Raw genomic sequence first — 11,475 nt, forward strand, 5'->3', positions numbered from 1 at the left:
GATTGTGAGGTCCTTTTGTGTACAAGTTGGGGTGTTCTATTTCAGGTGAACACGTTTGAGTCATCCCGTAAAAGGCTAAAATTTCTTTTGCTTTTTAAGCAGGGATATGCATGGAGCAGCGGAGAGGACGAAGCAATTCCGGAAAAGCGGAGCGTTCGCCTTTGGCCCGAAGGGTCAACAGCGATTGTAGGAATGCTTCGTTCTCGAAGCGTCTCACATCATATTCTGGAGCTTAATAGGGAAGCAGCATTTTGCTCATTTCATAGCAGCGGTTCCAGGAGTCCTGACGTAAAATGGAATAGCCCTGCTTCCTGTAAAAGTGTATTCCGCGTATATTGTCATCGTCCACCAGCAGCCTCACGGATTCGCAGCCCTTGTTACAGCCCAGTATTTCGGCATGGGACAAGAGGGATTTTCCGCAGCCTTTTCCCTGAGCTCTCGAGGCAACCGCCAGCATGTCAATGAGCATTGTGCGCCGGTACAGCAGCAGATGAATAAAACCGTTAACTACCTTTGGATCGGTTTCATACGAAACAAAGGTGATGCCTTGATCGAGACGCTGGGGAAGCTCTTTACGGGTTTTCTGTATAAGCGAGGGATGCATGTGAGATAATGGTACTAGCTCACTATCGATTAATTTCCTGATCTGTCTGTCGTCCACGTTCTTCATACGGAGGCGGATCATGATTGAACAATTCCTCCCAGATGGCGGCCGGAAAATACCTGCTGCTCCGGCAATGCCTGTAAATAGCGGCAGGTAAGATATGCCTTGCCACAGCATATGCTCACATCCCTTTTTTACGTGATAGGCAGTACATTGAATTGACGCCCAAATATGGGATAATCAGCCTAATAAAAAATAAAGATCATTTTTTGTTCACGAAACTATTGACTATCCCTGTGAAGGGGTCATATAATGTGTCTAAACATTTTAAGAATTGCATGAACATATCGGCGATGAAGAGGACGAAGTTATAAGGGCCCTGTTGTCCAGAGAGTGGAATATCAGCTGAAAGTTCCACCAATACCCCTTACATACGAGCTCACCTCGGAGCTATTTTCCTGAAAGGCTGTGAACCAGCAGCTTATTAGGGAAAATCGTACAGTCTACGTTACAGACGTCAGTGTATAAAAAATGGCGCTTTACATCGATGGTTTTTTATACCTGCCAAGGCTTGATACCGTGAGGTGTCAGACAAATTTGGGTGGTACCACGGAAGTCACAACCTTTCGTCCCTCGTCAGCAGTTAAATCTGCTGGAAGGGCGAAAGGTTTTTTTATATTTGTAAATGTAAGATTTGTGTAATCTACAAGAAGGAGGAAGACTCATGAGTGCTCAAATCCCTGAGGCAAGGTCAACTGATGAATTACGAGAAAAATGGATGAAGCCTGAAGTCATTTCAGGCTCGGATATCCTGCTGCGCAGCCTGCTGCTGGAAGGTGTTGAATGTGTATTCGGTTATCCGGGAGGGGCTGTACTCTATATCTATGACGCGATGTATGGCTTCGAGGATTTCAAGCATGTGCTGACCCGTCACGAACAGGGCGCCATCCATGCTGCCGACGGATATGCCCGTGCAAGCGGAAAAGTTGGCGTGTGTATTGCGACTTCCGGACCGGGGGCGACCAATTTGGTCACTGGTATTGCGACCGCCTATATGGATTCCGTGCCGCTGGTAGTCATCACCGGTAACGTAGTCTCCTCGCTGATTGGGACGGATGCTTTCCAGGAAGCCGACATTACGGGAATCACAATGCCGATCACCAAGCACAGCTATCTGGTACGGGATGTCGAGGAGCTGCCAAGAATCATTCATGAGGCATTCCATATTGCGAATACAGGCCGGAAAGGTCCGGTTCTCATCGACATTCCGAAGGATGTATCAGCTGCCAAAACGCTCTTTGTACCTCAAACCGAGCCTGTTGCGATGCGCGGCTACAATCCTCGTGTCGTACCCAACAAGCTGCAGGTTGACAAGCTGATCCAGGCGATCAGCGAGGCCGAACGCCCAATGATTCTGGCGGGCGGGGGCGTGGTTTATTCTGGAGCCCATGAAGCGCTTTATGAGTTTGTCACACGTTCGGAAATTCCGATTACGACAACACTGCTGGGCCTGGGCGGTTTCCCGAGCGGTCACGAGCTGTGGACGGGAATGCCGGGGATGCACGGAACCTACACATCCAACCTGGCCATTCAAAATGCGGATCTGCTGATTAACATCGGGGCGCGCTTTGATGACCGCGTTACCGGCAAGCTGGACGAATTTGCGCCGAAGGCTAAAATTGTTCATATCGACATCGATCCTGCCGAGATCGGCAAAAACGTGCCGACTGACATTCCCATCGTCGGTGATGTGAAAACGGTGCTTGAAATTGCCAATCAGGAAGTGAAGCGCGCGGACAAAGCGGATGCCTGGAGGAAGCAAATTCAGGAGTGGAAAGCGGAAAAGCCGTATACCTACCGCGATTCCGATGAAGAGCTGAAGCCGCAATGGGTTATTGAATTGCTGGATGAAACGACCAAGGGTGAAGCCATCGTAACGACGGATGTGGGTCAGCATCAGATGTGGGCTGCCCAATATTATAAATTCAACAAGCCGCGCTCCTGGGTAACCTCCGGCGGACTTGGAACGATGGGCTTTGGCTTCCCTTCCGCGATCGGCGCCCAGATGGCCAATCCGGACAGACTGGTCATTTCAATCAACGGAGACGGCGGCATGCAGATGTGTTCGCAGGAGCTGGCGATATGCGCCATCAATAACATCCCTGTTAAAATCGTCGTCATCAACAACCAGGTGCTTGGCATGGTTCGGCAGTGGCAGGAGCTGATTTACGATAACCGTTACAGCCACATTGATCTTGCTGGCAGCCCTGATTTTGTCAAATTGGCTGAAGCTTATGGAGTCAAAGGCCTCCGGGCCCGGAACAAAGAAGAAGCCCGCGATGCATGGCAGGAAGCGATGAATACACCGGGACCCGTTCTCGTCGAATTTGTAGTCAGCAAGGAAGAAAACGTATATCCGATGGTGCCACAGGGAGCGGCTATTGATCACATGCTGATGGGGGACGAGTAACATGATGAAGCATACGATTGCGGTACTGGTGAATGACCAGCCTGGTGTCCTGCAGCGGGTATCCGGTCTCTTTAGCCGCCGGGGGTTTAACATTGAAAGCATCACCGTCGGCGCGTCTGAAGAAGCAGGGCTCTCCCGGATGGTCATCGTAACACCAGGAGACGAACATACACTCGAACAGATCGAGAAGCAGCTCTACAAGCTGATTGATGTCATTAAGGTGATCGATTTGAGTTCCAAGCCAATGGTTGCACGCGAGCTTGCATTGATTAAGGTTAAGGCTGAACCGCCGCAAAGGCCTGAAATTATGGGAGTTGTCGAAACGTTCCGCGCTTCCGTTGTCGATATCGGCACCTCGAGTCTCATGGTTCAGGTTGTGGGGGATACCGACAAAATTGATGCGATGATCGAGCTGCTGAAGCCATATGGGATCCGTGAGCTGTCCAGAACGGGCGTAACCGCCATGGTACGCGGAAACTTATAAAAAAATATTTGCAAACTTTAGTGGTGCAACGCTTTTAAAGCATTAAAAGAATAAAGTGTACATGACCCCCAATGAGCGGGAGTTCCAGCAGACTCCGCCGTGAGTCTTTTGGAACACCCGCTCATTATGAAGGGTTTCAATTAAAAGGAGGAATTTTTACCATGCCAGTGACAACGTATTATGAAAAAGATGCAGAACTTAGCGTTTTGAAAGGAAAAACAATTGCCGTCATCGGTTACGGCAGCCAGGGTCATGCTCAAGCACAAAACCTGCGCGACAGCGGCCTGAGCGTTGTCATCGGTCTGCGTGAGGGCAAATCCTTCGAGGCGGCGAAAAATGACGGCTTTGAAGTGCTTCCGGTTGCGGATGCTGTCAGCCGCGCAGACGTCGTGCAAATTCTGATGCCTGACGAAACTCAAGCCTCTGTGTACAAAAATGAAATTGAGCCTAACCTGAAAAAAGGCGCTGCGCTCATGTTCTCCCACGGCTTCAACGTGCATTTCGGCCAAATCGTGGCTCCAAAGGACAGCGATGTGCTGCTCGTGGCTCCGAAATCTCCGGGCCACATGGTTCGCCGTACGTATGTTGAAGGCTTTGGCGTACCAGGTCTGATCGCTATTGAGCAGGACGCAACAGGTCAAGCGAAAGAAATCGGACTGGCTTATGCAAAAGGCATCGGCTGTACCCGTGCAGGCGTTATTGAAACTTCCTTCCGTGAAGAGACCGAAACGGATCTGTTCGGTGAGCAGGCTGTACTGTGTGGCGGCGTGAGCGCGCTCGTTAAAGCAGGCTTTGAAACGTTGACTGAAGCTGGCTATGCTCCTGAAATGGCGTACTTTGAGTGCCTGCACGAGTTGAAGCTGATCGTTGACCTTATGTATGAAGGCGGCCTTGCCAGCATGCGCGATTCCATCAGCAACACGGCTGAATACGGTGACTATGTTACTGGCCCGCGCATCGTAACCGAAGAAACGAAGAAAGCGATGAAAGAGGTTCTGACTGATATCCAACAGGGTAAATTCGCGCGTGACTTCATTCTTGAAAACCAATCCGGCCGTGCTTTCCTGACAGCAACGCGCCGCAATGAAGCGAACCACCAACTCGAAGTCGTGGGCGGTCAGCTGCGTGAAATGATGCACTGGATCAAGAAATAAAACGGATTGCAGCTGTTGTCAATACCGGCAATCATAACGATATTCCTACAATGCGGCCATGCTTATGCGTGAGCCGCATTGCGGTTTTTAGCGGGAGATCCCTAAACATGATAGTGGAGGGGATCTCTGATTTGTTTTGGACAGTAAGTTTACTGGTACATGGTTATAGGCAAAGCCTATTAAACTGATAGATTGTATATCTTGGTCAAAGCGACTTCAGATATGATAAAAAGGATAATAGCAATGGGCTGGAACGGCTCAAGAACAAGAGGAGTGACGGAAATGGCTGAAGTGAAAAAAATCGCTGTAATCGCCGGAGACGGAATTGGTCCGGAAGTGGTAGCGGAAGCGGAAAAAATCCTAAAACGGGCGGAGGAGCTCTACGGGTATTCATTTGAAACCGAGCATGCTCTGTTCGGCGGAATTGCCATCGACGAGAAAGGGACGCCTCTCCCCGAGGATACTCTTAAGGTGTGTAAGTCGGCGGATGCCGTTCTGCTTGGGGCAGTAGGAGGCCCGAAATGGGATAACAATCCGAAGGATTTGCGCCCGGAAACAGGTCTGCTCGGCATTCGCAAGGAGTTGGGATTGTTCTCCAATCTGCGCCCGGCTGTCATTTTCGATTGTCTGAAGGACGCTTCCACCTTAAAGCCGGAAGTGTTGGAAGGAACGGACCTGATGGTAGTCCGCGAGCTGACGGGCGGAATTTATTTTGGCGAAAAGTTCAGACGTGAAGGCGAAGGCGGACAGGAAGCGGTTGATACCTGTGTATATAATGTAAAGGAAGTAGAGCGCATTGTCCGTCAGGCGTTTGAAATTGCACAGAAGCGCCGTAAAAAGCTGGCTTCGGTGGACAAGGCCAACGTGCTCGAAACCTCCCGTTTGTGGCGTGAAGTGGTAAACCGGATTGCCCCGGAATACCCGGATGTCGAACTGGAGCATGTGCTTGTCGACAACTGTGCGATGCAGCTGCTGCGCCGTCCGGCAAGCTTCGATGTGATCGTGACGGAAAATATGTTCGGCGACATTCTGAGCGATGAAGCGGCCATGCTGACCGGTTCCATCGGCATGCTGGCATCGGCCTCCCTCGGGGAAGGAAGCTTTGGATTGTACGAGCCGGTACACGGTTCTGCACCGGATATTGCCGGTCAAGGACTGGCCAATCCGATTGCAACGATTTTGTCGGTAGCTCTGATGTTCCGTCTGACGTTCGGTTATGACAAAGCAGCGGACGCTATTGAAAAAGCTGTTGCAGAGGTGCTTGATGCAGGTCATCGCACAGCCGATATCGCGACAGACAAGAGCGCAGCAATTTCTACTACTGAAATGGGCGATCTGATTGCTGCGGCAATGAAGTAAGCGCGAACCTGAACAGCCTGGCTGCATAATAGCAGAGAACCAGGCTGTTTTTTGTGGCGGTAATTTGTCGAATTATTGTCTTATTTATATTAATTATAAAAAAATAATCCTTATAATATTGACTTTGTTGAAGTCGGATGATAACATTTTCAATGAAAATGATGTTTTTCGAAACAATACAGTGAATCAAGAAAAACACTCATGTTTTTCTTACATAGTTCAAAGGAGGATTTTGCAGAAATGGCAGAAAGATTAGTTGGTAAACCGGCTCCAGATTTTACGATGGAAACAGTTACAGGTGACGGACAAGAGTTTGGTCATGTTAAGCTGTCTGACTACCGCGGAAAATGGCTCGTATTCTTCTTTTATCCGCTTGATTTCACTTTCGTATGCCCTACTGAAATTACAGCATTGAGTGAAGCATATTCCCAGTTCAAAGAACTGGATACTGAAATCCTGGGTGTAAGTGTTGACTCCGTACACAGCCACAAGGCTTGGATCAACACTCCGAAGGATAGCAACGGTCTGGGACAACTGAACTTCCCGCTTGCTTCCGACATTACAAAACAAGTTGCGCGTGACTATGGCGTTCTGATCGAAGAAGAAGGCGTTGCGCTTCGCGGTCTGTACATTATCGATCCTGACGGTGAACTGAAATACCAGGTTGTTAACCATAACGATGTAGGCCGCAGCGTTGAGGAAACTCTGCGTGTGCTGCAAGCACTGCAATCCGGCGGATTGTGCGCAATGAATTGGAAGCCTGGCGATAAAAATCTGTAATAGTGATAGTTAAATCGATTTTTCAAGCCCCCAATAGCGGTTATAGCCGACTGTTGGGGGCTTGCTTGCCTGGATGCTGCAACCCGTCTAATTCTGTTTGAATTTGCAGTAAAACGTTGAAATAAGAAATATACGTTTTAAGGTTGACGGGAGGAATTAAGCACTTACAGAGCGAATAGGGTAGTAAGAAAAAGCAAATATCATAATAGTGACATTGCCGTTTTTGCTGCGTCGGATACATGGTTTGGACGATAGAAGTAAACCAGGTTATGTTCAGAGGAGGGTGAGCGCCAGATGAGTTTTTGCTGCGGAGCAAGTATGGTGGGAACCAAGGGGACGCTGAAGCATTACCGTACGCAGGTCCATAACGTGCCCTTGCTGGTTTGCCCGGTGTGCCAGCGTATTGAAGTACATTATCGTGTGGAGAACGAATACGAGATTCTTGCGGAGTATGCGCATGGAGACGGTGCAACGGAAATTGATTTCCAGGACTATGTGATGGAAGATGAGGATACCATCTTTGAAAACTGTGTCAGCAGGGAGAGCGAGGACCCGCTTGAAATTGTGAAGCGGCAGATCGATATCTCGCTGGATTTGCTTACCGTTGCCAAGCAAATCGAGGACGAGAAGTGGCAGGGAGAGCTGAAAAGAAGGCTGGCTGTCATGAGTCAGAGACGCTCCCGGCTCCAGCATAACAACAGCTAGCCCGTAGGTATATCGTCGCTCGCAAGAGGCAAAGGGAGGAAGCTTCCGCTGTGCGGAGGCTTCTTTTTTTCGCTAATACGCAAAAAAACAGGTTGAAAAAATTTATGCGTTCGACAGGATTTTCGATTGACTGAAAACAGCAATGTTGTCTATCATAAAAATACGAGGCAATTGGAAATTGGTGGTTGTTTGTTTTTTTGTTGGATTGCAGATGCCCGAAACGGCCAGTTTATCAACCGGTACAAGGGGGACCCCGGCATGATCAACGGATTTCATGAAACGATGGTTGATTCGATCTCACCTTTTCAATCCACCCAATTAGTCAAAAATAAATACGAAAATGTTTTGGAGCATTTAGACAGCGGGATTATGCTTTTTGACCACGAAGGTGTGGTGACGTTCGTTAATGTCCAGATGGCCAAGCTTCTTGAAGTGTCCAGAGCAGCATTGACGGGATGCAGCCTTGTCGATATTTTGAAGCATCCGGAGTTGAATCGCTTCAAGCGCAAGAAGATACTAAGAATTTATCGTGAGACCATCTTCCACCGTAAGCGCTATCATGAGCTGATTGACGAATCCGGACGACATTGGCTGATTACTGTAACCTATGGAGATCAACTGGATGGCGATATTTTGTTCAGCGTGAAGGATGTAACGGATTACAAGCAAATTGAACAGACCGCTTACCAGAATGACAAGCTGGCCATGCTTGGGCGAATATCCGCTTCCATCGCTCACGAGATCAGGAATCCTCTCACAGCTATCCGGGGTTTTATTCAACTGCTCAGACCCCATCTCCTGCAGCTTGGCAAGGATGAATATGCCAAGATCATCCTTTCGGAAATCGACCGGGCGAATGATATTATTTATGAATTTCTGAATTCGTCCAAGCCCTCGGCGCCTCAGAAAACCGTACTTCCCGTTACCAGCCTGCTCAAGGAAGTTGCACTGCTGACCGAGAGTGAAGCGCTGATGAAGGACTGCGAAATTATACTGGTGGATAACCCTGACACCCTCCAGGTTTCCATTGATGTCAAGCAAATCAAGCAGGTCATTCTGAATATTATCAAAAATGCGATGGATGCCATTCAAAGCGTGGATGATGTTCGCCCAGGCACCATTCAGATTGCTGTGGCCAAGGAAGGACGCTATGCGGATATTTCGATTGTGGATAACGGTCAGGGGATGGACCGCCATACACTCTCGAGACTGTTCGATCCGTTCTTTACAACCAAAGAGAGCGGGACAGGCCTCGGATTATCCGTAAGCTACAGAATTATTAAAAATCACGGTGGATTTATTCATGTCAATAGCAGCCAGGGGGAAGGAACCGAATTTCGGATATCTCTGCCTTTGGTGCAATAATGAGAAAGGAAGACAGGACCGTTCCCAAAAAGCTGTCAGGCTGGGGAAGGTCCTTTTTCATTTTACCTTTACTTTTGCTGACCCGTTCAAGTATGATGAGTGGAAATAGACTTGGTTTTTTGGAAGGAGTAACTGGCAGATGAAGACGAATCATAGTAAAATCGTGGATTGTACCATCCGGGACGGCGGCTTGGTTAACAATTGGGATTTCAGCGTGGAATTTGTTCAGCAACTGTACGCCGGACTGAATGATGCTGGTGTTGATTATATGGAAATCGGATATAAAAATTCCCCGAAGCTGCTCAAAGGCGCGGACAAAGCGGGCCCATGGCGCTTCCTGGACGATGAATTTTTGCGCAAGGTTATTCCCCAGAAAGGGCATACCAAGCTGTCGGCTCTCGTCGATATCGGCCGTGTGGACGAGAATGACATTCTTCCCCGCAGCGAGAGTTTGCTCGACCTTATTCGGGTAGCCTGCTACATCAAGGATGTTGATAAGGCGATCGAGTTGGTCAACATTTTCCACGCACGAGGATATGAAACCACCATAAATATTATGGCCCTTTCCAATGTCATGGAGCATGAGCTGCTGGAAGCCTTCGAGCTAATTAAAGACAGTGTAGTGGATGTTGTGTACATCGTCGATTCTTACGGAAGCCTGGACCATAAAGATATTTTGCATCTGACTGAAAAGTTCAAAAAGCATCTGCCGAACAAGCGACTTGGCGTTCACGCGCACAACAATCTGCAGCTTGCTTTCTCCAATACGCTGATTGCTGCCGAGCAGGGTGTGGAGCTGCTGGATGCATCCGTGTACGGCATGGGACGCGCGGCCGGCAACTGTCCGACCGAACTGCTGGTAACCCATCTGAAGCATACGCATTATAAGCTGCGTCCGGTGCTTGATGTCATTGAGAAGCTGATGATCCCTCTTCGTGAGAAAGAAGAATGGGGATATATCATTCCTTACATGATTACAGGCACGTTGGATGAACATCCGCGTTCGGCCATGGCTTTACGAGCTTCGGAGGACAAAGACAAGGCTGTTGATTTCTACGATAAGCTGACGACTCCTGAAGTGTCGTTTGACCAAAAATAGTCCGGTTTTACAAGGAAAGCGCATGATCTACGGATGATGCGCTTTTTTTGCCGGTTGCATTTTCCTTGCGGTTAAGTTATATTATTAATCAGTCTCGAATATGATTTAATAAGTCGCGCGGGTGTAGTTCAATGGTAGAACTCCAGCCTTCCAAGCTGGTAGCGTGGGTTCGATTCCCATCACCCGCTCCATAATTGACGATGAACAGCCGCTCCTTGCAAGCAGGGGCTTTTTTTGAAATTTGTGAAAAAATGATAAATGCTTTGATGGAGAGAGTAGGCAGTGCCTGGCGCACAGGGAGGAAACGCCGCGGATTGAGAGCGTTTCTGCAGATACAGACCTGTTGAAGTTCACTCCGGAGCAGTCCCCTGAACATTGATGTGTCAATGCGTACGTCAGGAAAGTAGGGGGTACCGGTTCACGGCCGTTACACGTGCTGAGCGAGACGATTTTTACTGAAATCATGAGATCATGGATAGAAATCCGCATGAATTTCAACGATCGTCTAACAAGGGTGGTACCACGGTCTTTTCGTCCCTTACGGGAGAAAGGGCCTTTTTTTGTTGCGTACATACCGGATTACCGGGTGATTACACAAAGGAGGCATCAGGAATGATGAAGGAAAAGCTGGAAGCATTAAAGATTGAGGCTCTGGCGCAGCTGGAGCAGGTATCCGATCCCCAGGCATTGAACGACCTGCGCGTTAAGTATCTGGGTAAAAAGGGAGCGCTGACTGAAATTTTACGCGGCATGGGCAGCTTGAGCGCGGATGAGCGGCCAGTCATCGGCCAGGTGGCGAATGACGTGCGCGGCGCCATTGAAAGCATTATTGAATCCAAGCAGGAGGCGTTTCAGCGTGCCGAGACAGAGCGGCGGCTGCGCGCAGAGCGGGTGGACGTTACCCTGCCTGGCCGCAAGATGCCGCAGGGCGGAATTCATCCGCTGAACAAGGTCATCGCTGAAATCGAAGATATCTTCCTCGGTATGGGCTACCGCGTAGCGGAAGGCCCGGAGGTGGAGACGGATTATTTCAACTTTGAAGCGCTCAATTTGCCGAAAAACCATCCGGCCCGTGATATGCAGGATTCTTTTTACATTACCGAGGAGCTGTTGATGCGTACGCATACTTCACCGGTGCAGGTGAGGACGATGCAGTCCATGCAAGGTGAAACCCCGCTGAAGGTGATTTGCCCAGGCAAGGTGTACCGCCGCGATGACGATGATGCTACTCACTCGTTCCAGTTCCATCAGATTGAGGGCATCGTCATCGGCGAAAATATCCGGATGAGCGACCTTAAAGGAACGCTGCTGCAGTTCTCGCGCGAAATGTTCGGCAGCCAGACACAGATCCGCCTGCGTCCAAGCTTCTTCCCGTTCACGGAGCCAAGCGCCGAGATGGACGTGACCTGCGTGCAGTGCGGCGGCAGCGGCTGCCGGATGTGCAAGCAGACGGGC

The 11,475-nt window shown here is 49.3% G+C and carries 10 protein-coding genes and 1 tRNA gene; 10 read left to right on the forward strand and 1 reads right to left on the reverse strand.

Annotated elements, in window-relative coordinates; genetic code table 11:
• Positions 1-232: 232 nt before the first annotated feature.
• On the reverse strand, positions 233-781 hold the full coding sequence (locus ACI1P2_RS03225; protein ID WP_355316764.1) for a GNAT family N-acetyltransferase: 549 nt from the start codon (positions 779-781) through the stop codon (positions 233-235).
• Positions 782-1,328: 547 nt separating this feature from the next.
• On the opposite strand from ACI1P2_RS03225, the gene ilvB reads away from it, so the two are divergent.
• From ilvB to pheS, 10 genes are all read left to right on the forward strand, one after another.
• The gene (gene ilvB, locus ACI1P2_RS03230; protein WP_355316766.1) at positions 1,329-3,074 is read left to right on the forward strand and encodes a biosynthetic-type acetolactate synthase large subunit; all 1,746 of its coding nucleotides are present in this window, start codon (positions 1,329-1,331) and stop codon (positions 3,072-3,074) included.
• Position 3,075: 1 nt separating this feature from the next.
• Entirely contained in the window at positions 3,076-3,558 is a 483-nt protein-coding gene (gene ilvN / locus ACI1P2_RS03235; protein ID WP_355316767.1) for an acetolactate synthase small subunit, read from the forward strand.
• Between the two features lie 161 nt (positions 3,559-3,719).
• Complete coding sequence (gene ilvC / locus ACI1P2_RS03240; protein WP_355316769.1) at positions 3,720-4,712, forward strand: ketol-acid reductoisomerase; 993 nt, start codon at positions 3,720-3,722, stop codon at positions 4,710-4,712.
• Positions 4,713-4,994: 282 nt separating this feature from the next.
• Complete coding sequence (leuB, locus tag ACI1P2_RS03245) at positions 4,995-6,071, forward strand: 3-isopropylmalate dehydrogenase (RefSeq protein ID WP_355316770.1); 1,077 nt, start codon at positions 4,995-4,997, stop codon at positions 6,069-6,071.
• Positions 6,072-6,311: 240 nt separating this feature from the next.
• Positions 6,312-6,851, forward strand: a complete 540-nt coding sequence (locus tag ACI1P2_RS03250; RefSeq protein WP_355316772.1) for a peroxiredoxin — start codon at positions 6,312-6,314, stop codon at positions 6,849-6,851.
• 294 nt (positions 6,852-7,145) lie between these two features.
• Positions 7,146-7,556 carry a hypothetical protein gene (locus ACI1P2_RS03255; protein ID WP_355316773.1) on the forward strand — a complete coding sequence of 137 codons (411 nt, stop codon included), beginning with the start codon at positions 7,146-7,148 and terminating at the stop codon, positions 7,554-7,556.
• A gap of 258 nt (positions 7,557-7,814) precedes the next feature.
• The gene (locus ACI1P2_RS03260) at positions 7,815-8,921 is read left to right on the forward strand and encodes an ATP-binding protein (RefSeq protein ID WP_355316775.1); all 1,107 of its coding nucleotides are present in this window, start codon (positions 7,815-7,817) and stop codon (positions 8,919-8,921) included.
• A 139-nt stretch (positions 8,922-9,060) separates the two neighbouring features.
• Positions 9,061-10,020 (forward strand): aldolase catalytic domain-containing protein, encoded by a 960-nt coding sequence (locus ACI1P2_RS03265; protein ID WP_355316776.1) that lies wholly within the window; start codon positions 9,061-9,063, stop codon positions 10,018-10,020.
• Positions 10,021-10,137: 117 nt separating this feature from the next.
• Positions 10,138-10,211 (forward strand) — tRNA-Gly (locus ACI1P2_RS03270).
• Positions 10,212-10,635: 424 nt separating this feature from the next.
• Positions 10,636-11,475, forward strand: an 840-nt coding sequence (gene pheS / locus ACI1P2_RS03275; RefSeq protein ID WP_355316919.1) for a phenylalanine--tRNA ligase subunit alpha, incomplete at its 3' end; no start/stop codon positions are given.

This window comes from Paenibacillus jiangxiensis (genome assembly GCF_046098255.1).
Classification (GTDB): domain Bacteria; phylum Bacillota; class Bacilli; order Paenibacillales; family Paenibacillaceae; genus Paenibacillus; species Paenibacillus jiagnxiensis.

What these genes read in the sequence shown, in the direction of transcription:
- ACI1P2_RS03225 (WP_355316764.1), bottom strand. Translation starts at nt 781, where the DNA reads ATGCTGTGGCAAGGCATATCTTACCTGCCGCTATTTACAGGCATTGCC.
- ilvB (WP_355316766.1), top strand. Translation starts at nt 1,329, where the DNA reads ATGAGTGCTCAAATCCCTGAGGCAAGGTCAACTGATGAATTACGAGAA.
- ilvN (WP_355316767.1), top strand. Translation starts at nt 3,076, where the DNA reads ATGATGAAGCATACGATTGCGGTACTGGTGAATGACCAGCCTGGTGTC.
- ilvC (WP_355316769.1), top strand. Translation starts at nt 3,720, where the DNA reads ATGCCAGTGACAACGTATTATGAAAAAGATGCAGAACTTAGCGTTTTG.
- leuB (WP_355316770.1), top strand. Translation starts at nt 4,995, where the DNA reads ATGGCTGAAGTGAAAAAAATCGCTGTAATCGCCGGAGACGGAATTGGT.
- ACI1P2_RS03250 (WP_355316772.1), top strand. Translation starts at nt 6,312, where the DNA reads ATGGCAGAAAGATTAGTTGGTAAACCGGCTCCAGATTTTACGATGGAA.
- ACI1P2_RS03255 (WP_355316773.1), top strand. Translation starts at nt 7,146, where the DNA reads ATGAGTTTTTGCTGCGGAGCAAGTATGGTGGGAACCAAGGGGACGCTG.
- ACI1P2_RS03260 (WP_355316775.1), top strand. Translation starts at nt 7,815, where the DNA reads ATGATCAACGGATTTCATGAAACGATGGTTGATTCGATCTCACCTTTT.
- ACI1P2_RS03265 (WP_355316776.1), top strand. Translation starts at nt 9,061, where the DNA reads ATGAAGACGAATCATAGTAAAATCGTGGATTGTACCATCCGGGACGGC.